The organism is Pandoraea sp., from assembly GCF_041919235.1.
Lineage (GTDB): Bacteria > Pseudomonadota > Gammaproteobacteria > Burkholderiales > Burkholderiaceae > Pandoraea.
Genome location: NZ_JAYRUC010000006.1, coordinates 17,846 through 41,008, shown reverse-complemented (window position 1 = coordinate 41,008; position 23,163 = coordinate 17,846). Strand labels below are relative to the sequence as shown.

The following is a 23,163-nucleotide window of genomic DNA, read 5'->3' as shown; positions in this document are numbered from 1 at the left end:
CTTCAGTCGCCTTCCTGTAAGGGCGCGAAATGTTGTAATTCTGTCGCGTCGTTCTCACGTACCGTCAACAATCGTTGACGCTACGCGGGGGTTTGTTAATATCCCGAATCGTTAATGAGAATGTTAATAATTCTCATTAACAATAAATAATTCATAACAGTCACTCGGGATTTCAAGCATGTCCTTCGCTCGCGTCCATCACATTCATCACCTCCATCATGCCCATCATGCCTCGCGGGCGGCCGGCCGCACCGCTGCGCGAAATGTCGTCGCTCCCCGCCGTCCCCTCGCGCCGCTAGCGGTGGCTACCTTCTTGGCCTTTGCCGTCACGCCGGCCGTCGCCCAATCGTTGGCTTCGGAGTCGGCTTCGGAGGCTTCGTCCTCTGCGTCCAGCGCGTCCTCCGACGTGACGACGGCCAATGACGTCGCGCGGGCAACGCTCAAGGCCACGACGGTCACCAGCTCGGCCCTGCGCGAAACGCCGCAGAACCTGCGCCAGCCGGTGCAATCCGGTGCGCTCGGCTCACGCAGCCAGCTCGATACGCCGTTTTCGACGACGGTGGTGAGCCAGGCGCAGCTCGAACAGCGCCAACCAGCCAAGCTCGGCGACGTGTTCTCGACCGACGCCGCCGTGACCGACGGCAGCAATGCCTTCGACGCCTGGGCTGGCTACATCTACGTGCGCGGTATGCCGATCGACTGGCAATCCGGCTTCAAGCTCGACGGCATGCCCGTAATGACCTATGGCGTGACGATGCCGTACGAGCAGTTCGATCGCGTGGAACTGCTCAAGGGGCTGTCCGGTTTCATGTATGGCTTCGTCGCGCCGGGGGGTGTGGTCAACTACGTGACGAAGAAGCCGACGGACGAGCGCATCGCCAGCGTGGACGTGGGCTTTCATTCGGATGGCATCTGGCGCGAACACGTTGATCTGGGCGGGCGTGGCGGGCCGAACGGCATGTTCGGCGCTCGTCTGAACTATACGCACGAGGAGGGCCGTACCTACTCCGACGGCAATCTGAATCGCGATACGGTGTCGGTCGCCCTCGATGCGCGCATTACGCCCGACCTCACGTGGAACTTCGGGGCGATGTATCAGGATCGTCGCGCGACGGGCACGACGCCCTCGCTCTCGACGGCCTATTTCCAGGGCAATCAGTTGCCAGGCCCGATCAACGTGTCGAGTGCGAATCTTCAGACGCAGGCAACGCATCTGAATACGATCACGCAGTTCTATACGACCGGTCTGCAATATCAGGTGAATCCGGACTGGAAGGTCTCGGCCAACTTCGCCTACAACAAGTCGACGCGCGAGCGCAACGAAGCCACACTTTACTTGCTCAACGGCGCGGGCGACTTCCGTGGCCTGAACGATCTGGGCGACGAGATCAACACGTTCCATGCGTGGCAGGTGACGGCCGAAGGCAAGGTCCGCACCGGGCCGCTCACCCATCGGCTGACGTTCGGCTACGCGTCGCAGTATCAGACAAACGATTACACGTATCTGTACAGCCCCGTCACCGCCAACCCGAACGTTTCCTTTTCGACGTACTCGGGCAATCTATATCAGGGCACGTCGTACCAATTCTTCGGCGATGGCACCGCGCTGAAGGCGCAGCGCGCCAGTGCGATCGAACAACGCTCAGTGTTCGCCTCGGACACGGTGCAGATCACGGACCGCCTGTCGATACTCGGCGGCGTACGCTTCACGAACTACGATCAGACGAACGCACAAGGCGTGTCGACTTACTCGACGAACGGCGTGTTTACGCCGACGCTCGCGCTCATGTACAGGCTCGCAGCGAATACAACGGCCTACGCGAGCTATGTGGAAGCGCTGGAGGCGGGCGAGGTCGTGGGCTCGACCTACGCCAACGCGGGGGCGGTACTCAATCCGTTCAAGAGCCGTCAGTATGAAGTCGGTGTGAAGACGGAGCAGGCGACCTGGAGTACGACCGCGGCGCTCTTTCGCATCGAGCGCGGTGCGGTGTACACGAACAGCGCCAACGCACGCGTGTCGGACGGTCAATCGATCTATCAGGGGATCGAACTGGCGGGCTCGGTCAAGCTGGGGCCGCAGTGGACGCTCGGCGCGAGCGCGATGGCGCTCGATAGCTGGTACGCCCGCACGAACGGGTTCGACGGCAACCGGGTGGGCGGTGCCCCGCGCTTCGTCCTCTCTGGCAACATCGAGTACAAGGTGCCGTACGTGCCGGGACTCTCCGTCGGGGGCGACATTCGCTACAACGGCCGCACGTCGCTCAATCCGCAGAACTCGCTGACCGTCTCTGGCTATACATTGATCAACCTGGGGGCGACGTACCGTACGCGCGTCGCTGGCAAGGATGTGACGCTGCGCGCCGCCGTGAGCAACCTGACGAATCGCAAGTACTGGGCGTATCAGTACGACAACTACATCAAGCCGGCCGATCCGCGTATGGTCAGTCTGAACGCGAAGATCGACTTCTGAGCGCCGTCCAGCCTTGGGCGATTCGTGCCACATGATGTTGACAGCGGCTCGCAAGATCCGCTGTTTCGCTTTGACCCGCCGCGCGCGATGACCGCTTTGCCACGTCGTGGCTATGCGCCTCATTGGAAATATCAATCGATCGGTTCAATGAAAGGCCTTGATTATCTATCTATCAGTAGATAGACTGCATTTCATGAACCGCACAACGACATCGCCGGCTGCACCGACCGTCAGGGAACAACTGCTCGAACAGGCGCAGATGTTTTTGATGACGCGCGGCTATAACGGCTTCAGTTACCGGGATTTAGCCGAGCGGGTCGGCGTGAAGACGTCGAGCATCCACTATTACTTTCCGGCCAAGGAAGACCTGGTGCTCGAAGCGATCAAGGCGTACGACGCGTTGATCGGCGAAGGGCTGGCCGGCATTGCCGAGGCGCTGCCGCCGGCGCAGAAGCTGGCGCTGTATGCACGAGGGTTCGGGCGGATCGTGGCCGACGGTCATCGGATTTGCCTGTGCGGCATGCTGGCCGCCGACATCGAGACGTTGCCCGAGACGGTTCGCGAAGCGGTGCAGCGTTTCTTCGCGTATCACGAAGCGTGGTTGGCAAGGGTGTTGGCGCAAGGCGTGGCAGACCGTTCGCTGACGCTCTCGTCTTCGCCCGAGGTGAGCGCTCGCGCGCTGTTCGCGGGGTTTCAGGGCAGTGTGTTGGCGTCGCGGCTGTTCCGGGCGCCCTCGCGCTTGGAAGAGGTGGTCGCGTCCGTTTGTCGCGTCGGCTGAGCCGTTCTGGCGCAGGCGAGCCAGGCCAATGGCAGCGGCTGCCGGTCTGCCGGTCTGCGCCAGGTCGCCCGAGCCCGGCACGGGAACACCACGCACGGCTGGCGTCGCGTCATGCCGGCGACGCAGGGATGTCAGATTGAGTACGTCAGATTGAGTACGTCAGGTTGATCGTCCGGTCAAAGAGCAACGCCATCGTGGCGCGCCGGGCCGGTCGAAGTTTGGAAGTGAAATTCTCTACTTACCAGGAGTTTGTCATGTCGATCGAAAAAGTGCTGTACACCGCCCATGCCACCGCGACCGGAGGCCGTGACGGCCGCGCCGTCTCTTCGGACGGCGTGCTCGACGTCAAGTTGGTCGTTCCCAAGGAAATGGGCGGCGCAGGCGTCGGTGGTACGAACCCGGAGCAATTGTTCGCCGCCGGTTACTCGGCTTGCTTCCTGGGCGCGTTGAAGTTCGTCGCCGGCAAGGAAAAGGTTACCCTGCCCGCCGATACGAAGATCGACGGCAGCGTCGGCATCGGCCAGATCCCGACGGGCTTCGGCATTCAGGCCGAATTGAAGATCAGCGTGCCGGGGGTGAATCGTGCCACGGTCGAAGCGCTCGTGCAGAAGGCGCACATCGTGTGCCCGTACTCGAACGCCACGCGCGGTAACATCGACGTGACGCTCACGGTCGTCTGAGTGCGTCGAGTGCGTCGCAGCTCGCCGGCGAAACCCGCCGGATAAGACAAGGGCAGCCCAAGGGCTGCCCTTTGCATTGGGTGCTGTGCTGCGTGGCACCGCTCACATCGTCTTCACTTCGACCTTGATGCCGTCGGGCAGCACGGTGATCGCACCCGGCTCGACGTCACGTCCGCCGTATCGCAATTGCTCGGGTTTGAATGTGTAGATCGGGTACTGGTTGAGCAACTGCTGGGCAACCGAGCTGCCGATCGCCGTCAATTGCTGACCGTAGGCGGGGGGCATGCCATTCACATCCACCCGCTCGACGCTTGGATTGTCGAGCAGCACGGCACGTTTGAGCGGGTCGTATTTCAGCGCACTCGATATCGCCAGTACACCGGCCAGCGGCTGGCCTTGCAGCAACACGTTCTGCAACCGCGCATCGATCTGCGTGGTGACGCGATTGGCCTGCGGATCGAAGCCGATTTGCGGGTGCGTCAACTCGACGGACAGGAGCTGGCCGTAGTTGAGCGTCGTCGGAAAGCGCTTGTCGACGGCGGATTCTATGTCCTGGCGGGTCATGGTGTACTCGCCGGTCCAGATGTTGTACGCGGCATGCGCCGGGCGCATGAGCGGGGCGAGCGTCAGGCCGAGCATGCCTGCGGCGGCGAGCCGCAGTGCATCGCGGCGCGAGATCGCGGCGCAATCGAGCGGGGCGGTGCGATTGCCAGGACGGCAGCGGGGCGGGTGGCGAGCGGTCATGTTTCGAAGGTCCAGAGGACGGGCACGGCGAGGCCATGCGTCAATCGTCGATGATCATGTGACCGGGGTGGCGTGGAATCGTTCTGAATGCAATGTCGATGCAGACGCACGCCGCGAGCGATCGCCCGGCCACCGTTGTGCCGCGCCCACACGGGCGCGACGGCTCAATAGTGCGGCGGGATTTCGTGGCGAGGGTTGCCATCGTTGCCGCCCTGGCCCTGCGACTGCATCTGCTCGTACAGCGCCTTGATTTGCTTTTCCATCATGTCGATTTGCTGCGCCTGACGCGTGACGACGTCGTTGAGGGTCTCGAGCAGATCTTCATGAAACGCCGCCTTGACTTCGAGTTCGACGACGCGTGCTTCCAACGATTCCATGCGCTTCTCCGGTGAACGCAGTATTGTAGGCCACCCGGCGCTTTGTGGCGCCAGGCCGCACGCCGCGTGACGCCGCCGTTTCGCGCCGAGGCATAATTGCCCGATGAAAATTTTTCTGCTCTATGTCGTCACTGCGGTGGCGGAAATCGTCGGTTGCTACTTGCCCTGGTTGTGGCTCAGGCAAGCACGTAGCGCATGGCTGCTCGTGCCCGGCGCGGTTTCGCTTGCGTTGTTTGCGTGGCTGCTCAGCCTGCATCCGTCGGCGGCGGGCCGCGTTTATGCGGCGTACGGCGGCGTCTATATCTGTGTGGCGATCGCGTGGCTGTGGCTCGTCGACGGCGTGCGTCCAACGTCGTGGGACATGGCCGGCGTGGCCGTCGCGCTCGCGGGCATGAGCCTCATCGCATTTCAGCCACGCTAGGCGCGACCGGCTATGCGACCGGCTGCACGCGCCCGACTATGTGCCCGGCTATGTGCCCGGCTACGTGCCCGGCTACGCGCGCGCTCCGCCGCGCCCGCCGCGCCCGCCGCTCGCCGCGCCCGGGTCGGACGCCATGTTGTCGAGCGCACGTCGCTCGTTCACGCCGTTGGCGTAGTGACTGCGCTTCTCCTCGTACATGAGCAAATCGGCGCGCTGGATCGTCGCTTCAAGTCGCTCGCCGGCTTCGCACGTGGCCATCCCCATCGAGAACGAGAGCGGCGTGCCTGGGTAGAACGAGTTGTTCAACTCCACGAGCTGACGGATGCTCTCGATCATCGCCGCCCCCCCTGTGGCGTCGGTGGACGGTAGCAGCAGCGCAAATTCGTCACCACCGATGCGTGCTGCAATCTGCGGTGCCGTGACCGCTTTACCCAGCACCTCGCCAGCGCGCCGCAGCAGCGCGTCGCCTGCCGCGTGGCCGAGTTGGTCGTTCACCGGCTTCAGGCCATTCAGATCGGCCACGATCACCGTGACCGGATAGGGCCCCTTACGCTCGAGCCGGTTGAGTTCGTCGACATAGAACGAGCGGTTGCGCAGCTTGGTGAGCACGTCGTGCTTGCCAAGGAATTCGAGGTAGGACTCGGCCTTCTTGCGGGCGGTGATGTCCGTGAGCGCGACGAGCACGAGATCCCAGCGCGCCTCGTGGCCGGGCAGCACGGCAAATTGCAGATGGACGTTGATCTCGTTGCCGTCGAGGGCGTAGTTGATGACCTCGCGTTGCTGGAAGAGCTTGTTCTCCCAGAGGTCGATCAATTGCTCGCGGAAGTTGTGGCGCATGTCGTCGCGGAAGACTTCGGGCAGTCGCGAGAGCAGGGTCGCCTTGTCGGCTGCGATGAACATCGCCAGCGTGTGACGGTTCACGTCGAGCACATGGATCTCGTTCATGCAGCGTTCGACAAACTCGGGGTGAACGTCGGTGAAGGTGCGAAAGTCCGTAATGCCGCGCGCGCGGGCATCGTCGAGCAGCAGCTTGATGGCGCTGAAGTCCTCGACCCACAGCGAGACCGGCGAGTATTCGAACAGTCCTCGCGCGTATTCCTCGCCCATCGTCACGCGCTGGCGTGCGTGTTCGAGTTCGGTCACGTCTTCGAGCGAGATCAGCACGCGTTCGAGCGTCGCTTCATGCCCGGGCAGCACCGCACCGTTCAGAAGCACATCGAGACGCCGGCCGTCGAGCGAGTAGTTAACGGTCTTGCTCGTGAAGTGCGTGCGGCCGTCCCACAGTTGGCACAGCTCTTCGATGTGGGTCTTGAGCATGTCGTCGCGGAACACGCGAGGCAGGTTGGCCACGAGCGTGTCGAGCGACGGCGCGTTGAACATCGACAGGGTCCGGCGATTGACCTTGACGACGCGGATGCGGCGGGAGCATGCCGAGACGTGTGCCGGGTCCGACTTGAAGTGGGCGCGCAGGTCGGTGACCCCTTGCGCACGCCATTCGTCGAACAACTGCTTCACGCCGCTGAAGTCCTCGAGCCAGAGGGACACGGGCGCGAGGTCGAACATCAGGGCGTCGTCGTTGGTGCTGTTCGCGGCACTGGCGCTGCTGGCGGCCGATGACGGCGATGACGGCAGTTGGGCGGGTACGACAGGCGTGGCGTCCGGCATGAGGCACCTAAGGTCGGGTCAGCCCGTCATTTTAAGGGCAAACGCGGTAGACGCCACAGCGAGTCGGATTACAGCAACGGCGCGCCCGTATCGCGTTTGACTTCACGCAGCGAGAGCATCGACTCGATCGACGAGACGCCGGGCAGGGCGCGCAGCACGTCGCGCGTGAACGTGCCGTAATCGTCGAGATCGGTCGCGACCACCTCGAGCAGGTAATCCGCACTGCCGGAAATGTTGTGGCACGACACGATGCGCTCGATGGCCCGGATTTCGCGCTCGAACTGCTCGGACAGCGCGCGGTCATGGACCGCAAAGCGCACATGGACGAATGCCGTGACGCCGAGCCCCAGCGCGCGATGCGAGAGCTCCGCCCGGTAGCCGGTGATGTAGCCCTCGGCTTCGAGTCGCTTCAGGCGTCGTGCACACGGCGTTTCGGAGAGCGACACACGTTCGGCAAGCCGCGCGTTGGAGATGCGGCCGTCGCGTTGGACGATGGAGAGAATCGCCCGATCGGTGGCGTCGAGTTCGTTCATTGTGAGTATCCCGCTACGAAAACTGCTGTAAAGATGGCATTCCACCACGATCTGCGGCGCCCGGAAAGTGTTGCCCTCATCTGTCCGGACTAGGCTGTCTGGCACCGAGACGCGGTGTGATGTTGACGGATTTCGATGCGGCTCGATATAAGTTGGTGGATTACGCCACTAATGTCCACAAAAATAGGCGGAAAACGCCATGTATCGCTCTTGATATGGCGTGATCATGATGCTCTTTCCTTCCAGTTCGGCCGTCAGGGGTAAATCATGGTTTCGCTGCAGTTGCTCACCGTCTTCATTGGCGCTTTGATCGTCGTCTACGCATTGCCGGGCCCGGACATGGCGCTCGTGATGCAGACGAGCATGACGCGCGGCGTGCGACACGGCTTGGCCACGGCGGGCGGATTGGCGCTGGCGCGCGCCGGGCATGTCACGCTCTCGGCTTGCGGCGTGGCGGCACTGCTCCGTGCGGCGCCGTGGCTCTTTGAGACGGTGCGCATCGCGGGCGCGCTCTACCTGGCGTGGGTTGCCATTCAGATCTGGCGCTCCCCGGGGTTTGGCGTGGCGCCCAGCGCGCCAGCCACCGATGCCGCGCCGCCCCTGTCGCATGCGGTGCGGCGTGGTGTGCTCTCAAGCGTGCTCAATCCGAAGGCGCTGCTGTTCTGTTCGGTGCTGCTGCCGCAGTTCGTTCGCCCCGAGGCGGGGCCGGTCTGGGTACAGATGCTCGAACTGGGCACGCTGCTGCTGATCGTGGGCGCGATTTTCGACGTAACGCTCGTCGTCGGCGCCGCGCGTATCGCGCATTGGCTGCGCACGCGTCCGCTGGCGCAAAAAGTCCAGCGCTGGTCGTTCGGGGCGGCGCTCATGGCATTTGCCGTGCGCCTGTCGCTCGACTGAACGGCCCCGGTGCGATGCGTCCGGCCTGCCGCGTATCGCTTCGACGCACTCATTTGGTGCATTTCGTTGCGACACGGCAATTGTAGGTGCGACACAACGTCGCACCTCTTGTGAACTAGGAACCTTCCCGGATTGCTGCATTGCACAGCGTTTACCGCCAAAAAGGTACCGATCTGCTTTGAAAACGTCACGCGCGTACGCGCGGCGGCGGCGCGACACATTGTCGCGCCGGCCTTTGCGCGATGTCCGGTCTAATTAAACTTCGGCATAATGCCGGACCGTGATGGAAGTAAAAGACAAGAAGTCGGACAGTGACTTGAGGTCTGCGGGCGGCAATCCGCCCCGGTTACCGTCTTTTCGATGACACAGTCGTCGTAGTTCGGCCGGTGCAACATCGGCGCGACGACTGCTCCCGTCTCACCTTAACCCTTGCCAACCTCCTGCGACCCTGCATCAGGCCGGTAAGCCCCCGTTGTGCCGATCGCTGGCCAACTCAACCCTGTCGTGTGACATGAAGAAACACAGAAACCCGCGATTGTTTAGGCTCCTCGCCTTGTGCTCGCCGCTGCTTTTGGCTGGCTGCGGCATGACGCTGCTCGACCCTAAGGGGCAGATCGGCGTAGAGAACAAGTCCCTGATCCTCACGGCCACGTGGCTGATGCTGATCGTGGTGATCCCGGTCATCCTGATGACGCTGTGGTTCGCGTGGAAATATCGCGCGAGCAACAAGTCGGCGCGCTATGAGCCGAACTGGTCGCACTCGACGGCCATCGAGGTCGTGGTCTGGCTCGTGCCGATCATCATCATTGCGATTCTCGCGCGCATCACCTGGGTCTCCACCCACGAACTCGATCCGTACAAGCCGTTGCAAAGCGACGTGAAGCCGATCACGGTCGAAGTGGTGTCGATGAACTACAAGTGGTTGTTCATCTACCCGGAACAGGGCATTGCGTCGATCAATGAGTTGGCTGTCCCGGTCGATACCCCGGTGAATTTCAAGATCACGTCGGAATCGATCATGAATTCGTTCTTCATTCCGCAATTGGGTAGCCAGATCTACTCGATGGCCGGTATGGAGACGAAGCTGCATTTGATCGCCAATCACGTCGGTTCGTACGACGGCATTTCGGCGAACTACAGCGGCGGTGGCTTCTCGGGCATGCGTTTCAAGACGCTGGCGATGACCGACAACGACTTCCAGCAATGGGTCGCCAAGGTGCGCGATTCGAAGAAGGTGCTCGACAAGGACACCTACGCTTCGCTGGTGCCGATGAGCGAGAACACGCCGGTCACGTATTACAGCTCGGTCGACGCGAACATGTTCCAGTCGATCCTGCACGCCCCGATGGCAACCGGCATGGCCCAGCAGCATGAAGGCCATGAGAACCATGGCGCCATGGAAATGAAGGGCATGGACATGAAGACGGAAATGAAGGGCGCGGCCACCGACGCCACGGCGGCGCCGGCCGCTGCGGCCAACGTGCAGAACGGCCAGTCGATGACCATGGCCATGGACGACGCCGACGCGCACGCGATGCACGCCGGTAAGGCTGCCCACGCGCATAAGGAGTAAACAACCATGTCAACGCTGTTTGGCAAACTGACGCTCGAAGCCATCCCGTACCATGAGCCGATCATCGTCGGCGCGGTCGGCATGATGGTGCTGGGGGGACTGGGCATCCTTGCGCTGCTCACCTACTTCGGCAAATGGAAGTACCTGTGGAATGAGTGGATCACGTCGGTCGATCACAAGCGGATCGGCGTCATGTACGTGCTCGTCGCGCTCGTCATGCTGTTGCGCGGCTTTGCCGACGCCATGATGATGCGCACCCAGTTGGCACTCGCTCACAACTCGCCCGGCATTCTCCCGCCGGAGCACTACGACCAGATCTTCACCGCCCACGGCGTGATCATGATCTTCTTCGTGGCGATGCCGTTCATGACGGGGCTGGTGAACCTCGTGGTGCCGCTGCAGATCGGCGCGCGCGACGTGGCGTTCCCGTTCCTGAACACGCTGTCGTTCTGGCTGTTCGTGGCCGGCGCCGCGCTGGTGAACCTGTCGCTGGGCGTGGGTGAATTCGCTCGTACGGGCTGGCTGGCTTATCCGCCGCTCTCGGGCATTCAGTACAGTCCGGGCGTGGGGGTCGATTACTACATCTGGGCCTTGCAGATTTCGGGTCTGGGGACGTTGCTCACCGGGGTGAACTTCGTCGTCACGATTCTGAAGATGCGTGCGCCGGGCATGAACCTGATGAAGATGCCGATCTTCACGTGGACCTCGCTGTGCACGATGGTGCTGGTGTGCGCTGCGTTCCCGGTGCTCACGGTGACCCTGGCGCTGCTCTCGCTGGACCGCTATCTCGACTTCCATTTCTTTACGAATGAGTTGGGCGGCAACCCGATGATGTACATCAACCTGATCTGGATCTGGGGTCACCCGGAGGTGTACATCCTGATCTTGCCGGCGTTCGGTATCTTCTCGGAGATCATCTCGACGTTCTCGGGCAAGAAGCTGTTCGGCTACAAGTCGATGGTGTACGCCACGGCCGCGATCATGGTGCTGTCGTTCCTCGTGTGGGCGCACCACTTCTTCACGATGGGCTCGGGCGCCAGCGTGAACGCCTTCTTCGGTATCGCGACGATGATCATCTCGATCCCGACCGGTGTGAAGATCTTCAACTGGCTGTTCACGATGTACCGTGGCCGCGTCCAGATGACCGTGCCGGTACTGTGGACGCTGGGCTTCATCGTCACGTTCGTGATCGGTGGCATGACGGGCGTGTTGCTGGCCGTGCCGGGCGCAGACTTCGTGCTGCACAACTCGCTGTTCCTGATTGCTCACTTCCACAACGTGATCATCGGCGGCGTGCTGTTCGGCTACATCGCCGGTATGAACTACTGGTTCCCGAAGGCGTTCGGCTTCAAGCTCGACGAGCGTCTGGGCAAGGCAAGCTTCTGGTGCTGGCTGATCGGCTTCTACCTCGCGTTCATGCCGCTGTACGTGCTGGGCCTGATGGGCATGACCCGTCGCCTGAACCACTACAGCAACCCGGATTGGCAGCCGTGGCTGATCGCCGCGCTGATCGGTGCGCTGTTCATCGCCGCCGGTATCGGTTTTCAGGTGCTGCAACTGGTGGTCTCGATCAAGAACCGCAAGGCGCTGGCCGACACCACGGGCGATCCCTGGAATGGCCGTACGCTGGAGTGGATGACGTCGTCGCCGCCGCAGTTCTACAACTTTGCCGAAGAACCGCGCGTGCATGACGTCGACGAGCTGGCGTATCGCAAGCAACACGGCATCAAGGGCGATCTGAAGACGAGCTACGCCCCGATTCACATGCCCAAGAACACTGGCGCCGGTTTCATCATCAGTGCGTTCTCGCTGGTGTTCGGTTTTGCCGCCATCTGGCATATCTGGTGGCTGGCCGTCGTCGGCTTCGTCGGCATGATCGTGACGTTCATCTGCCGCAGCAACGACGATTCGATCGACTACTACGTGCAGTCGCCGGAAGTGGTGGCCATCGAATCGGCTCACCATCAGGCACTGGCCGCAGCAGCAAAGGCTTAATCATGACGAGCGAAGTTCTCAAACACTCTGGCGCGCATGCCGATGCGCATGCGCATGACCACGCGCACCACGACACCGGGGGCAACACGATCTTCGGTTTCTGGGTGTACCTGATGACCGATCTGGTGCTGTTCGCCGGCCTGTTCGCCACCTTCTCGGTGCTGCGTGACGCCACGGCGGGTGGCCCGACCGGCAAGGAACTGTTCGACCTGAAGTTTGTGTTGGTCGAAACGTTCATCCTGCTGTTCTCGTCGATCACCTATGGCTTCGCCATGGTCGGTCTGCAAAACGGCAGGAAGCGCATGGTGCTCAGCTGGCTGGCGATCACCTGGCTGCTGGGTGCAGGGTTTATCGCGATGGAACTGTACGAGTTCCACCACCTGATCCTCGAAGGTGCGGGACCGAATCGCAGTGCGTCGCTGTCGTCGTTCTTCGCCCTGGTGGGCACGCACGGTCTGCACGTGGCGTCTGGCCTGCTGTGGATGGCCGTTCTGATGTTCCAGATCGGCAAGAAGGGCCTGAGCACCACCAATACCACCCGTTTGCAGTGCCTGTCGCTGTTCTGGCACTTCTTGGACGTGGTCTGGATCGGCGTGTTCACGGTCGTCTACCTGATGGGAGCGATGTAAATGAGCAATACCAAATCGGTGCAATCGCACGGCCACGACGCTGGCCACAACGCGGCCGGGGGTAGCCACGGCAGCGTGAAGTCGTACCTGATCGGCTTCGTGCTCGCGGTGATCCTGACGGTCGTGCCGTTCAAGCTCGTGATGGATGGCACGATGCCGCCGTCGACGGTGCTGCCGCTGATTCTCGGCGCCGCACTCGTGCAGATCATCGTCCACCTGGTCTACTTCCTGCACATGGACCGCTCGTCGGAGCAGCGCTGGAATGTGATGGCCTTTGCGTTCACGATTCTGATCGTGGCCATCGTGCTGGTCGGCTCGCTGTGGATCATGCACAACGCCAACTCGCTGATGATGCCGGGGATGTAAGTCCCCGGGCTTGCCCTGCGCAATAGCGTTACAGCAGCACGGGCAAGCGAGAAAAAGGCGGCGCCGGTTTCACCGGGCCGCCTTTTTCTTTGGGACGACGCATCGGGACGACGCATCGGGACGACGCATCGGGACGACGCGGCGACGCTATTCCGGCCTAGCCGTGCGGCGTCTTGTCGTCCGGCGGCGTGTCTGAGGTCGGGGCCGCCAGAATCACCCCCGGCTGCACCGGCAGATCCGGTCGAATCCCCAGCAAGGGCAACGCCTGCGACGCGATCTCCGCAAACGCCGGGCCGGCTGCCTGACCGCCAAAGTGCTGCGACGCCTTCGGCTCGTCCACCGATACCGCGATCACCAGACGCGGTGCCGACAATGGCGCAATCCCCACGAACGACGCCCGATACTTAGAGTGGTCATAACCGTGTGCACCGGCCTTGTATGCCGTGCCGGTCTTCCCGCCAATGCTGTAGCCGGCCACCTGTGCGGTGGTCGCGGTTCCCCCGGTATCGACCACCGCTGCCAGCATCTTGCGCATCTCCGCTGCCGTGTGCGCGTCGATCACGCGCACTCCCTCCGGCTGTACCGGCGTATCCGGCTTGATGATGGTAATGGGCACGAGCACGCCGTCGTTGGCGAAGATCGTGTAAGCGCGCGCCAACTGGAACAGCGACGCCGAAATCCCGTAGCCATAGGCCATCGTCGCCTGCTCGATTCGCCGCCACGATTTATAGGGACGCAAGCGTCCCGACACGGCGCCCGGGAATCCCAGCTTCGGCTGCTGGCCCAGTCCGATCTCGGTGAACATGTCCCACATTTCCTCCGCCCGCAACATCGTCGACACTTTGGTCATGCCGATGTTGCTCGACTTCTGAATGACGCCCGCCGCCGTCAGCATGCCGTTCGCGTTGTCGTCGGTAATGGTGGCCCCTTCGAACACGTATCGTCCCGGACCGGTGTCGATCAGCGTATTCGGCGTGAGACGATGCAAGTCCAACGCCAGCGCCATGGTGAACGGCTTGAGAATCGAGCCCGGCTCGAAGACGTCCGTGAACACGCGGTTGCGCATCTGTTCGCCCGTCAGGTGCGCGCGGTCGTTCGGGTTGTAGGTCGGCAGGTTGGCCAGCGCCAGCACCTGGCCGGACTTGGCGTCGATGACGACCGCCATCGCGGCTTTCGCCCCCGTGCGATCCATCGCATGCTTCAGGGCCTCGTACGCGATGTACTGCACGCGAGTGTCGAGCGTGAGGCGAATGTTCTTGCCGTCGCGCGGCGGACTGGAGTCGTCGAGATCCTGAATGGTCCGGCCGATGCGGTCCTTGATGACGCGCCGCACGCCGGCCTTGCCCTCGAGCAGCGAGTCCTCGCCAAGCTCCATGCCTTCCTGCCCCTTGTCCTCGACGTTGGTGAAGCCCACGACATGCGCGGCAACCTCGCCCTCGGGGTAGAAGCGCTTGTATTCGCTGCTTTCGTAGACGCCGGGGATGCCCAGTGCCTCGATCTGCTTGCCGATCTCGGGCGAGACCTGGCGCTTCACATAGACGAACTTTTTCTCGCCGATGAGCTTGGTGCGCAGCTCCTTCGCGGGCATGTCGAGCAGTTTGCCGGCCTGCCGGACTTCGCTCTCGGACAGGTCGTCAGGCACTTCGGTCGGCACCGCCCAGATCGTGCGCATGGGCAGACTGGTCGCGAGGACGCGGCCGTCCCGATCCTCGATCTTGCCGCGCACCGCAGGCATGACGATGGTGTGTTCGTAGCGCTTTTCGCCCTGTGCGATGTAGAAACTGTTGCCCGGACCGGCAATCCAGAACGCGCGCACCACCAATCCGATGAAGGCGACCGTGATCGTGATGACAACGAGCTTGGAGCGCCACATCGACATGCGCGACTGCAAAACCGGACTGGAGGCGAACGTGACGTCCTTGGGCTGGCGATTCTTTTGCATGGCGCTCGCGGGGCGTGGAGAAGCGTGAACGGCAATGAGCCGGACGGCAATCGCTGGCTCAAATTCTAGGCGAGATAGCGTAGCATGCAAGCGATCGTTGTAATAGCGCAAACGCCCCGTCAGACGGGGCGTTCGGCGGTTTTTTCGCTGCCCTCGGTGCTGCCGGTCGCATGAGTATCGGCAGATAAAACCCGGCGGGTGAATCGTCGCGGCGAAATTGAGGCCCGATAAGCATGACGTATCGGGTCACTTCGCCGGGCGGGTGAACCGAACGTCGCCATACCAGGCATGAGCACTCGCATGCGTGTTGTCGCTGTCGGTGAAGATGCCGTAGCCGAGCAGCTTGCCCGGCTTCTCTCGATAGACGCGCTCGTAATCGGCCACGACGTTACGCGAGAACGTTTGCCACCGACCGAGCGACGCATCGCCGCCGGCCACCACGAGCATCTGCACCCGGTCGGTGTGCGGGTTCTGGATCACGCCGCCCGGCGCCGCATCGTTGGACCAGATATACATCAACGTCGCATAGGGCAAGTTTTCGCCACTGGCGTTGGCCAGTGTCATGGCCGCGCGATCGCCAAACGGCAACGACGACGTATTCCCGTCGAAAACGAATATCAATCGCGCGGGGGCGTCTTCCTTGTCAGCCACCCGGTTGTCCGCGCCGGGGATCGCGCGCTCGACTCTCCAGCGCCACGTCACGACGGGCGTCGCACTCAGGTCGATGCCGTCGCCCTTGGCCATGAGCGCAGACGCGGAATCGACCGAGTTGGCCTCGACGACACGGCGCCCGTTGTCCGTGACAACGACGTAAGCGGTGAGCTTCTTGCCACTCACCACCGGCAGGTTCTGCCAACCGGAAGGCAGCGCGGTGCCCGGACTTGACGTCGAAAAGAGGGCTGCATCCGGGGCAGGATCGGCGGCGAACGTGGCCGCCGGGCTCAGGCTTCCCGCCGTCAGGCAGAGCGCGAGTGTGAACGTTCGCGCGGGCGGCCGAAGCCGGCGTCGACGTATCGAGGTCAGAAACCTCCCAAGAGCGACAACGACGGACGCGGTGAACGTGACGATGATCGGCATGGGGCCTCCTGGGGACTCGGTGGCGACACATTGAAGACATCATCGCAGTTTCCGGGGGAGGTTGCCCGAAAGGCGGGCGGGCGAATGCTGAAGCGCGTCGTGCGGCATTGGCGGATGCTGGCCGCTTTCAACGTCAATGAGGAAGCGACATGCCATTCGTGTCCGATGCGGTATCCACCCCCACGCGGGCAATCATGGGCTATGCGACCGAGGTGGCGAACTGCGTCTACGACGGGTTCCGGGGCGATTTCGCAGGCGCGGCCGCCTGTCTGCGCGACAGTGGGCTGCATCACCTGCTGAGCGGTGCCTGGCAAGGCGCGCGCCAACGGTATGAACGCCAGGGGGCGGGCGTTCCGGGCGCCGCAGACGTGGCGTTTGCCTGTGCGCTGAGCGCGCTGACGATCGGCGCGACGTGCCGGTACCTCTGGCCAGAGCTGCGGGCGCTCGAGAATGCCATGGGCGCGGGCGACGACGCACCGCGTCAATGGGCGATTGACACCCGCGAGCAACTGCAACGCCGCACCCTGGGCGATGTCACCGCCATGCGGCAATGCCTCACGGCATTCGACGCGACGCAGGCGAGCGCGAATCCGCTCCCGTCCTCATCGGCGTCACGGCAAGCGAGCGCGTCGTCGCGTCGCAAGTTGGCCGAGCTGCAGATCGCAGAAGCGCTTATTCTGCACATCGCGGATACGCCGCAAACCTGCGCGGCACAAAGCGACAGAGTCGCGTTGCTTTGTCAGCTCCTCGCGCACGGCCTGGGCTTCAAGCTGCCGCAGGCTGCACGCCGGACCCTGAACCTGGACGAAGCGCGTGCCTCGCTGGTGAGGTACGACGGCGCTTTCGCCCTGCTGCGCGAGCGTCTCGAACCCGATTGGCGAAACGATATCGCGGGCTCACCGACGTTTTCCGTCCACCCGGTCGACGTTCAATTGTTCGACCCGGCCGAAACGACGGACGATCTTTCGGACGAAACTCAAGACGTGCGCCGGATGCTGACGCATCCCGATGCGCTGCGCCGCGTGCAATCGCGCGTGGTCGCGTTGATCGCCGCCAGCGTGCGCAACGATTGCGGCAGTGGCGCCGATTGGCGAGCGCTCGCGAAGGTGGCGCTCAGCACTGCGGCACAGCGCGGCCTGACCTGCGAGCGCGTGCACTTCGCCATGGGTCTGGCGATACGCTCGGAGGTCAGCGCGCGCTTTGCCTGGCGCTGGAACGACGAACCGGTGGCACAACCCGGACAGGCCGTTACGCCGACCATTCCGATGGACGTCGCGCGGTGGGTTTCCCGCGTGCTGCTGGTGGCCGGGATGCCTGAGCGGCGCGCGCCATGTCCGCCGCGCCTTGCCGCGTTGGCGCGTGGCGATACGCCGCCGTCGCTGGTGATCGGCGCCCCCGACTGGATGCATCTCGTCGACGGTATTCGTGCCTTGGGGCGCGACCACTGGTGCGCGTCTTACGCGCAAGTCTGCGAGGCGGGACGGTCATGACGGTCATGACGGTCAGGGCGAGCGAGCGTGCGGCCGCTATAGATACGCCCCGCCAAGCAACCCCGCGACACTGCCCGCTGCGAGCCACCACAGCGGGTGCACGCGGGTGCGGATCGCGAGCACCGCCACGCACGCGGTGATGCCCGCGAGCAGCCACGACGTTGCCGACGCTTCGGCAATCAACGCGGCACTTGCGGCGACGAGGCCCGCTGTCATCGGGATCAAGCCCGCCTGCACGATGCGGCGCCACGGCCGGTCCCGGAAGCGCTCCCACAGGTGCAGCACCCCGGCCGTGATGAGCGACGACGGCCCGAACTTCGCGAGCGACGTGACGAGCATGCCCTGCCAGCCGGCCACGTGCCAGCCAATGAGCGTCACGATCATGAGGTTCGGGCCGGGCGCGGCCTGTCCCAGCGCAAACAGCGCGCTGAACGCCTCCGACGTCATCCAGTGATGCACGTCGACGACCTGGCGCTCCATCTCCGGCAGAATCGTGTTGCCGCCGCCGAATGCGAGCACCGACAACTGCGCGAAGATGAGCGCGAGCGAGATGAGGGTGCCGGTCATTGCGAAATCCTCCACGTGGCGTAGATGGAGATCGGCGTCATCACGAGCATCGTGAGCACGAGCGGCAGACGCAGGACCGCAATGGCGATGAAGCACGCCGTCGCCACGCCGGCGAGCGCCACCGACTTGCGCAGCGGCCATGACACCTTCCAGGCCATCTGAATCAGCAGCCCGGCCGCGGCGGCCGCGAGTCCGGCGAACAGATGCTTCACGTGTGGATCGCTCTGAAAATGCTGATAAATCGTGCCCAGCGCGATGACCACGGCCGATGGCACCGCGATCAGACCGAGGATCGACGCGAGCGCGCCGCGCCAACCGTGAAAGCGCATGCCGAGCGCGACCGACAGATTGATGATGTTGCCGCCGGGCAGAAACTGGCACAGGCCCAGTAGATCGGTGAATTCGGCCGGTGTGATCCATCGGTGCTTCTCGACGATCATGCGTCGCGCCAACGGCAGCGCGCCGCCGAACGCGGTCATGCCGAGGCCGAGGAAGCCCAGGAACAGCGCACGAATGCTGGGGGTGTCCGCAACCGGGGAGGAGGGCATCGTTGCGGGCGCGCTCGATGCGGCAGGTGCGGGTGGGGCCGGAATGCTCATGGCAAATGTGTTCTGAAACGGGACGACGATGGGGGCCGCCCGGCAGGACGTGTCATCGAGAGAGGCGATGCACAGGCGCCGCGCGGAACCCCTTGAGAGTAGGAGGATTGCGCTATATTGTCCAATATATGGAAGTGACTTGAATCATATCGAATCAATATGGCAAATATCGACATACGGTTGCTGCGCTACTTCATCGCCGTGGCCGAAACGGGACACATGACACGCGCGGCGGACCGTCTGGGCATCGGCCAACCACCGCTCTCGCAGCAAATCCGGGTGCTCGAAACGCAGTTGGGCGTGACGCTCTTCGAGCGTCTGCCGCGCGGCATGGCGCTGACAGACGCGGGTCGGGCATTTCTCGCCGACGCCTACGACGTCGTACGCAAGCTCGATCAGGCGGTCGACGATGTGCGCCGTGTTGCTGCGGGCGTCAAGGGAAGGCTGTCGGTAGGCTTCACCAGCTCGGCGGCGCTGCATCCGTTCGTGCCGACGGTCATTCGTGCGTTTCGCCGCGATGCGCCGGAAGTCTCGTTGATGCTCGACGAGGGCAGTACGAGCGAGCTGCTCGACGGTCTGCGCGACGCCCATCTGGATGTCGCGTTCATTCGCCAGCCGCAGGGGGACACCGGGCAGATCGTCTTCGTGCCTGTGCTCGAAGAGTCGATGGTGCTGGCCGTGCCGTCGGCGCATCCGCTCGCCCTGGAGGGGCGCGCGGGTGAGACGGCCGTGCCGATGGCGGCCATCGCAGCGCAGAAGCTGATTCTCTATCGACGCCGCACGGGGCAGGGGCTATACGACGCCATCATCGCTGCGTGTCACGGCGCAGGTTTCAGTCCGAACATCGAGCAGGAAGCGCCGCGACTGCTCACCACGCTGTCGCTCGTCGCGGCAGGCCTGGGCGTGTCGGTGGTGCCCGCATCGCTCATGCGCATGCAGGTCGAGGGGATTGTGTACCGGCCGCTTGCGCCGCCACCGCGCGCGCCGTTGTACTGTGCGTATCGCGAAGGCGTGCTCGCCGGACCGACGGTGCGACTGCTCGAACACGTGCGCGAGGCTGCGCCGTCGGCGGCTGACGGATGACGCGCCGCGACACGAGACGACATGCGACGAGACGACGAGCGCTGGCATGCGCTCGGCACGGCATGCCGTCACGCGGTCGTGCCGCCTTTTTGCGTCAGCAGGGTCTCGATGTGTCCGTGCAATCCCGCGTCGCTCCACTGCAGCTCGCCCATGCGCCAGAAGCGCGCATTGCCCGCCCGATCGATGAGATAGGTGGCGGGCAGGCCGAGCGAGTCGAAGCGCTTGTAGGCGGCGCCGTCGGTGTCGAGCAGTACGGTGCCGTCGATGGGCACTTTGTCGACGAACGGCTTTACCGTCGCGAGCGATTCCTTGTAGTTGACGGCGACCAGTGCGAGGCCGCGCTGACGATACTGACGCGCCACCGCCCCCATCGCGGGAATTTCTTCGCGGCAGGGGCCGCACCAGGTGGCCCAGAAGTTGAGGATGACTACGCGCCCGCGCCACTCGGACAGCGCGTGCGCGCGCCCGTCGAGCCCGTCGAGCGTGAAGGCGGGCGTGGCGCCGCGCCACGCCGACAGCCTGCCGCCGGACATGCCTGCGAGCGCACTGTCATCGACTTCAGCCGCGCCCTTGATCGGTCCGGCGGCCAACGCCCGCCCACCGACGCTGCCGAGTGCACCGGCAGTACCGAGGGCGCCGAGCGTGTGAAGGAAATGACGTCGATGCATGGCGGTGTGCTCCTTCGTGACTCGCCTCAGGCAGTGATTTCGCGGGCGTTCATGCGATAGCGGAAGGTATCCGGATCGAGACTGTCGAGCCGTGCGCGCGCCACTTCGCCATTCGGATACATGAGAAACGGGACAGTATTGTCGCGTCCCCCCCGAGCGCCGGGCAGCGCAATGTCCGCACCGTGATTGAATGCGACCCAGTTCATTTCCCACTGGCCGAAGAGCATCGCGCGGGCAGCGCGCACGCGCAAGTCATCGAGCGGCAGGCCGCCGGGCACCTCTTCGAGCACGACCTTGCGCACGTCTGCCGGGTCGACCGGCACCCAACCATAGCCGGCGGCATAGAACTCGGCTCGGCAATGCTGTGCGCGCGTGACGTCGCCCGCCTTGCCCAGGCTGTTGAAGCCGTGACGCGACGTCGCGACGCGCACGCCGTAAGCATCGCGTGCGGGAATGCCGACCGAGCGTGCGAGGGCGGTAAAGAGTGCGTTGATGTCGGCGCACTTGCCCGCGAGGTCGCCGGTGGTGAGCATGTAACGCACGTCGCCCGTGCCGCAGCCGCGCACGGAGCCTTCGCGTCGGCAGTTCTCCACGATCCACTGATAGAGGGCGCGTGCCTTCTCCACGTCGCCCTTTTCGCCGCGCGTAATCTTCTCGGCCGTCTCGCGCACGAGGCCGTCGGTCGGCTGGAGCGCCGTCGGCAGGAGATATCGGCGCAGCACTTCCGGCGATTCGCGTGCGGCGCTGGCCGAGGGCGGCTGCGACAAATCGACCGCCCGATCACGCGTGGAAAACGTATTCACCAGTGTGACGGTGCGGGGGGCCTGCGCGGCGCCCTCGGGCCACGCCACACTGAGCATCGGCACGCCGATGCCCGACGCGCCTCGCACCATGCGCAGTGCGGCGGTCGCACCCGGCGCCTCCCAGTGCGCGCCCAGCGCGTGCTGATAGGCCCCGGACGGCGACGTCGCCACCGGAAGCCAGACATGCGCGGGACCCTTCCCGGCGGGCAGTTCGACCTGCGTTGTCAGCGCGAAGGTGCGCCAGCCGTCGGCCGGGCCGGACGACGACGTCCGTGCCGGCGCGGCCTGCGCATGGGCGGGAACGAGTGAAGTCGTCACGAGGGAGGTGGGCAGGGCGCAGGCGCCCAGCGAGAGGAAGCGGCGGCGTTGCATGATGAAGTCCCCTTAAGCGTCAGCGCTCACAGCGCAGGGTGGTTAGGGTGCTGCGGTGGTGGCGTCGTTCGATGCATGGGCGAGGTGATTCGGTCGCCGTTTGTCATCGATAGCCATTTCGAGACAGATCGACGTGCCAAAGCTGCTCCATAATACGTCGACTTTTGGCAAACTGTCGTCATTCCGGGAGAAGCGAGGCTCGGCAGCACCAAGTGGCACCAAGTGGCACCAAGCAGCACCAAGCAGCACCAAGCAGCACCAAGCAGCACCAAGCAGCGGCGCAGCCGCACACCTTGCGATGGGTTCCCGGCCATCCCCAACGAACTCCCAAGACCATGACCGCAATCGATGCAACTCCAGTGGGCGCCGTACCGCCGGCTCCGCGCCTGACTTCGCTCTCGCACGGCGGCGGCTGCGGCTGCAAGATCGCGCCGGGCGTGCTCTCCGAACTGCTCGCCCGCACCGACACGCCGCTGCCCATGCCGGCGGCGCTGCTTGTGGGCACGGAGACGTCCGACGACGCAGCGGTCTACCAGCTCAACGACGAGCAAGCCATCATCGCGACGACGGACTTTTTCATGCCGATCGTCGACGACCCGTTCGACTTCGGCCGCATCGCCGCGACCAATGCCCTGTCCGACGTCTACGCGATGGGCGGCAAGCCGATCTTTGCGCTGGCCATCGTCGGCATGCCGATCAACGTGCTGCCGCGCGAGACGATCCGCGAGATTCTGCGCGGTGGCGAATCGGTCTGCGCCGAGGCGGGCATTCCGATTGCGGGCGGGCACAGCATCGACTCGGTCGAGCCGATCTATGGTCTCGTCGCGCTGGGTGTGGTGCACCCGAAGCGCCTGAAACGCAACGCCGATGCACAGGCGGGCGACGTGTTGGTACTTGGCAAGCCGCTTGGGGTTGGCGTGATGTCGGCCGCACTCAAGAAGCATCAACTGGACGAGGCGGGCTATCGCCGCATGATCGATGCCACCACGCGACTGAACCGCGTGGGGCCGGCGCTCGCGGCATTGCCCGGCGTGCATGCGCTCACCGATGTGACCGGCTTCGGCCTGCTCGGCCATACGCTCGAAATGTGTCGCGGCGCGAATCTGGCGGCGTATCTGCGCATGTCCGACGTGCCGCTGTTGGAGGGCGTGCGCGAGTTGGCCGACAAGGGGTGTATCACCGGCGCGTCCGGACGCAACTGGGCGTCTTACGGGGCATCGGTCGAACTGGGGGAGCGCCTGACCGAGCGTGACCGCGACCTGTTGTGCGATCCGCAGACGGCAGGCGGGTTGCTCGTGTCGTGCGCACCCGGCGCGGTCGACGACGTGCTCGCGGTGTTTCGGGCAGACGGCTTCGACGAAGCCGGCATCGTGGGCGCCATGCGTCCGGGCACGCCGGGTGTGCGCGTGATCTGACGCGGACGGCCGCAACGGG

22 protein-coding genes are annotated in these 23,163 nt (G+C 64.0%); 12 read left to right on the top strand and 10 right to left on the bottom strand.

Annotation, left to right across the window (positions count from 1 at the left end):
- Positions 1 to 178: 178 nt before the first annotated feature.
- From ACE3UG_RS06195 to ACE3UG_RS06185, 3 genes are all read left to right on the top strand, one after another.
- Positions 179 to 2,470 carry a TonB-dependent siderophore receptor gene (locus ACE3UG_RS06195; protein ID WP_374621103.1) on the top strand — a complete coding sequence of 764 codons (2,292 nt, stop codon included), beginning with the start codon at positions 179 to 181 and terminating at the stop codon, positions 2,468 to 2,470.
- Between the two features lie 193 nt (positions 2,471 to 2,663).
- Entirely contained in the window at positions 2,664 to 3,248 is a 585-nt protein-coding gene (locus ACE3UG_RS06190; RefSeq protein WP_374621100.1) for a TetR/AcrR family transcriptional regulator, read from the top strand.
- Positions 3,249 to 3,502: 254 nt separating this feature from the next.
- Complete coding sequence (locus ACE3UG_RS06185) at positions 3,503 to 3,928, top strand: organic hydroperoxide resistance protein (protein WP_374621097.1); 426 nt, start codon at positions 3,503 to 3,505, stop codon at positions 3,926 to 3,928.
- Between the two features lie 102 nt (positions 3,929 to 4,030).
- Here ACE3UG_RS06185 and ACE3UG_RS06180 read toward each other — a convergent pair whose 3' ends face one another.
- The gene (locus ACE3UG_RS06180; protein WP_374621528.1) at positions 4,031 to 4,567 is read right to left on the bottom strand and encodes a DUF1439 domain-containing protein; all 537 of its coding nucleotides are present in this window, start codon (positions 4,565 to 4,567) and stop codon (positions 4,031 to 4,033) included.
- A 269-nt stretch (positions 4,568 to 4,836) separates the two neighbouring features.
- Positions 4,837 to 5,049 carry a SlyX family protein gene (locus tag ACE3UG_RS06175; protein WP_374621094.1) on the bottom strand — a complete coding sequence of 71 codons (213 nt, stop codon included), beginning with the start codon at positions 5,047 to 5,049 and terminating at the stop codon, positions 4,837 to 4,839.
- 103 nt (positions 5,050 to 5,152) lie between these two features.
- Between ACE3UG_RS06175 and ACE3UG_RS06170 the strand changes: the two genes are divergently transcribed.
- Positions 5,153 to 5,470 carry a YnfA family protein gene (locus ACE3UG_RS06170; protein ID WP_374621091.1) on the top strand — a complete coding sequence of 106 codons (318 nt, stop codon included), beginning with the start codon at positions 5,153 to 5,155 and terminating at the stop codon, positions 5,468 to 5,470.
- A 72-nt stretch (positions 5,471 to 5,542) separates the two neighbouring features.
- Here ACE3UG_RS06170 and ACE3UG_RS06165 read toward each other — a convergent pair whose 3' ends face one another.
- Positions 5,543 to 7,033: a diguanylate cyclase domain-containing protein gene (locus tag ACE3UG_RS06165; RefSeq protein ID WP_374621525.1), complete on the bottom strand. Its 1,491-nt coding sequence runs from the start codon at positions 7,031 to 7,033 to the stop codon at positions 5,543 to 5,545.
- A gap of 170 nt (positions 7,034 to 7,203) precedes the next feature.
- Entirely contained in the window at positions 7,204 to 7,668 is a 465-nt protein-coding gene (locus ACE3UG_RS06160; RefSeq protein WP_374621088.1) for an Lrp/AsnC family transcriptional regulator, read from the bottom strand.
- A gap of 267 nt (positions 7,669 to 7,935) precedes the next feature.
- Between ACE3UG_RS06160 and ACE3UG_RS06155 the strand changes: the two genes are divergently transcribed.
- From ACE3UG_RS06155 to ACE3UG_RS06135, 5 genes are all read left to right on the top strand, one after another.
- Positions 7,936 to 8,565, top strand: a complete 630-nt coding sequence (locus ACE3UG_RS06155) for a LysE family translocator (protein WP_374621085.1) — start codon at positions 7,936 to 7,938, stop codon at positions 8,563 to 8,565.
- A 511-nt stretch (positions 8,566 to 9,076) separates the two neighbouring features.
- Positions 9,077 to 10,138, top strand: coding sequence for a ubiquinol oxidase subunit II (gene cyoA, locus ACE3UG_RS06150; protein ID WP_374621082.1), 1,062 nt, complete (start codon positions 9,077 to 9,079; stop codon positions 10,136 to 10,138).
- A 15-nt stretch (positions 10,139 to 10,153) separates the two neighbouring features.
- Positions 10,154 to 12,133, top strand: coding sequence for a cytochrome o ubiquinol oxidase subunit I (gene cyoB, locus ACE3UG_RS06145; protein ID WP_374621522.1), 1,980 nt, complete (start codon positions 10,154 to 10,156; stop codon positions 12,131 to 12,133).
- 2 nt (positions 12,134 to 12,135) lie between these two features.
- Positions 12,136 to 12,762, top strand: a complete 627-nt coding sequence (locus ACE3UG_RS06140) for a cytochrome o ubiquinol oxidase subunit III (protein ID WP_374621079.1) — start codon at positions 12,136 to 12,138, stop codon at positions 12,760 to 12,762.
- The gene (locus ACE3UG_RS06135; protein ID WP_374621076.1) at positions 12,763 to 13,128 is read left to right on the top strand and encodes a cytochrome o ubiquinol oxidase subunit IV; all 366 of its coding nucleotides are present in this window, start codon (positions 12,763 to 12,765) and stop codon (positions 13,126 to 13,128) included.
- A 157-nt stretch (positions 13,129 to 13,285) separates the two neighbouring features.
- Here the strand turns inward: ACE3UG_RS06135 and ACE3UG_RS06130 are convergent, their stop codons facing one another.
- Entirely contained in the window at positions 13,286 to 15,070 is a 1,785-nt protein-coding gene (locus tag ACE3UG_RS06130; RefSeq protein ID WP_374621073.1) for a peptidoglycan D,D-transpeptidase FtsI family protein, read from the bottom strand.
- 246 nt (positions 15,071 to 15,316) lie between these two features.
- A complete protein-coding gene (locus ACE3UG_RS06125; protein WP_374621069.1) occupies positions 15,317 to 16,147 on the bottom strand; it encodes a DUF3047 domain-containing protein in 831 nt (276 codons plus the stop codon).
- 149 nt (positions 16,148 to 16,296) lie between these two features.
- Between ACE3UG_RS06125 and ACE3UG_RS06120 the strand changes: the two genes are divergently transcribed.
- Entirely contained in the window at positions 16,297 to 17,637 is a 1,341-nt protein-coding gene (locus ACE3UG_RS06120) for a hypothetical protein (protein ID WP_374621066.1), read from the top strand.
- Positions 17,638 to 17,673: 36 nt separating this feature from the next.
- Here ACE3UG_RS06120 and ACE3UG_RS06115 read toward each other — a convergent pair whose 3' ends face one another.
- Both ACE3UG_RS06115 and ACE3UG_RS06110 read right to left on the bottom strand, forming a co-directional pair.
- A complete protein-coding gene (locus ACE3UG_RS06115) occupies positions 17,674 to 18,204 on the bottom strand; it encodes a chromate transporter (RefSeq protein WP_374621063.1) in 531 nt (176 codons plus the stop codon).
- On the bottom strand, positions 18,201 to 18,752 hold the full coding sequence (locus tag ACE3UG_RS06110) for a chromate transporter (protein WP_374621520.1): 552 nt from the start codon (positions 18,750 to 18,752) through the stop codon (positions 18,201 to 18,203). Before ACE3UG_RS06110 ends, ACE3UG_RS06115 begins: the two co-directional genes overlap by 4 nt.
- 210 nt (positions 18,753 to 18,962) lie before the next feature.
- Between ACE3UG_RS06110 and ACE3UG_RS06105 the strand changes: the two genes are divergently transcribed.
- The gene (locus ACE3UG_RS06105) at positions 18,963 to 19,886 is read left to right on the top strand and encodes a LysR family transcriptional regulator (protein ID WP_374621061.1); all 924 of its coding nucleotides are present in this window, start codon (positions 18,963 to 18,965) and stop codon (positions 19,884 to 19,886) included.
- Positions 19,887 to 19,954: 68 nt separating this feature from the next.
- Here the strand turns inward: ACE3UG_RS06105 and ACE3UG_RS06100 are convergent, their stop codons facing one another.
- On the bottom strand, positions 19,955 to 20,554 hold the full coding sequence (locus tag ACE3UG_RS06100) for a TlpA family protein disulfide reductase (RefSeq protein ID WP_374621058.1): 600 nt from the start codon (positions 20,552 to 20,554) through the stop codon (positions 19,955 to 19,957).
- A gap of 26 nt (positions 20,555 to 20,580) precedes the next feature.
- Positions 20,581 to 21,729 (bottom strand): transglutaminase-like domain-containing protein, encoded by a 1,149-nt coding sequence (locus tag ACE3UG_RS06095; protein ID WP_374621055.1) that lies wholly within the window; start codon positions 21,727 to 21,729, stop codon positions 20,581 to 20,583.
- 335 nt (positions 21,730 to 22,064) lie between these two features.
- Here ACE3UG_RS06095 and selD point away from each other — a divergent pair, with 335 nt between their 5' ends.
- On the top strand, positions 22,065 to 23,144 hold the full coding sequence (gene selD / locus ACE3UG_RS06090; protein ID WP_374621052.1) for a selenide, water dikinase SelD: 1,080 nt from the start codon (positions 22,065 to 22,067) through the stop codon (positions 23,142 to 23,144).
- Positions 23,145 to 23,163 lie beyond the last annotated feature (19 nt).

Coding starts and splice junctions, on each gene's coding strand:
- ACE3UG_RS06165 (WP_374621525.1), bottom strand. CDS start 7,033: ATGTTCGACCTCGCGCCCGTGTCCCTCTGGCTCGAGGACTTCAGCGGC.
- ACE3UG_RS06105 (WP_374621061.1), top strand. CDS start 18,963: ATGGCAAATATCGACATACGGTTGCTGCGCTACTTCATCGCCGTGGCC.
- ACE3UG_RS06130 (WP_374621073.1), bottom strand. CDS start 15,070: ATGCAAAAGAATCGCCAGCCCAAGGACGTCACGTTCGCCTCCAGTCCG.
- ACE3UG_RS06185 (WP_374621097.1), top strand. CDS start 3,503: ATGTCGATCGAAAAAGTGCTGTACACCGCCCATGCCACCGCGACCGGA.
- ACE3UG_RS06190 (WP_374621100.1), top strand. CDS start 2,664: ATGAACCGCACAACGACATCGCCGGCTGCACCGACCGTCAGGGAACAA.
- ACE3UG_RS06195 (WP_374621103.1), top strand. CDS start 179: ATGTCCTTCGCTCGCGTCCATCACATTCATCACCTCCATCATGCCCAT.
- ACE3UG_RS06180 (WP_374621528.1), bottom strand. CDS start 4,567: ATGCTCGGCCTGACGCTCGCCCCGCTCATGCGCCCGGCGCATGCCGCG.
- ACE3UG_RS06175 (WP_374621094.1), bottom strand. CDS start 5,049: ATGGAATCGTTGGAAGCACGCGTCGTCGAACTCGAAGTCAAGGCGGCG.
- ACE3UG_RS06170 (WP_374621091.1), top strand. CDS start 5,153: ATGAAAATTTTTCTGCTCTATGTCGTCACTGCGGTGGCGGAAATCGTC.
- ACE3UG_RS06135 (WP_374621076.1), top strand. CDS start 12,763: ATGAGCAATACCAAATCGGTGCAATCGCACGGCCACGACGCTGGCCAC.
- ACE3UG_RS06100 (WP_374621058.1), bottom strand. CDS start 20,554: ATGCATCGACGTCATTTCCTTCACACGCTCGGCGCCCTCGGTACTGCC.
- ACE3UG_RS06140 (WP_374621079.1), top strand. CDS start 12,136: ATGACGAGCGAAGTTCTCAAACACTCTGGCGCGCATGCCGATGCGCAT.
- ACE3UG_RS06115 (WP_374621063.1), bottom strand. CDS start 18,204: ATGACCGGCACCCTCATCTCGCTCGCGCTCATCTTCGCGCAGTTGTCG.
- selD (WP_374621052.1), top strand. CDS start 22,065: ATGACCGCAATCGATGCAACTCCAGTGGGCGCCGTACCGCCGGCTCCG.
- ACE3UG_RS06125 (WP_374621069.1), bottom strand. CDS start 16,147: ATGCCGATCATCGTCACGTTCACCGCGTCCGTCGTTGTCGCTCTTGGG.
- cyoA (WP_374621082.1), top strand. CDS start 9,077: ATGAAGAAACACAGAAACCCGCGATTGTTTAGGCTCCTCGCCTTGTGC.
- ACE3UG_RS06160 (WP_374621088.1), bottom strand. CDS start 7,668: ATGAACGAACTCGACGCCACCGATCGGGCGATTCTCTCCATCGTCCAA.
- ACE3UG_RS06095 (WP_374621055.1), bottom strand. CDS start 21,729: ATGCAACGCCGCCGCTTCCTCTCGCTGGGCGCCTGCGCCCTGCCCACC.
- ACE3UG_RS06120 (WP_374621066.1), top strand. CDS start 16,297: ATGCCATTCGTGTCCGATGCGGTATCCACCCCCACGCGGGCAATCATG.
- ACE3UG_RS06110 (WP_374621520.1), bottom strand. CDS start 18,752: ATGCCCTCCTCCCCGGTTGCGGACACCCCCAGCATTCGTGCGCTGTTC.
- ACE3UG_RS06155 (WP_374621085.1), top strand. CDS start 7,936: ATGGTTTCGCTGCAGTTGCTCACCGTCTTCATTGGCGCTTTGATCGTC.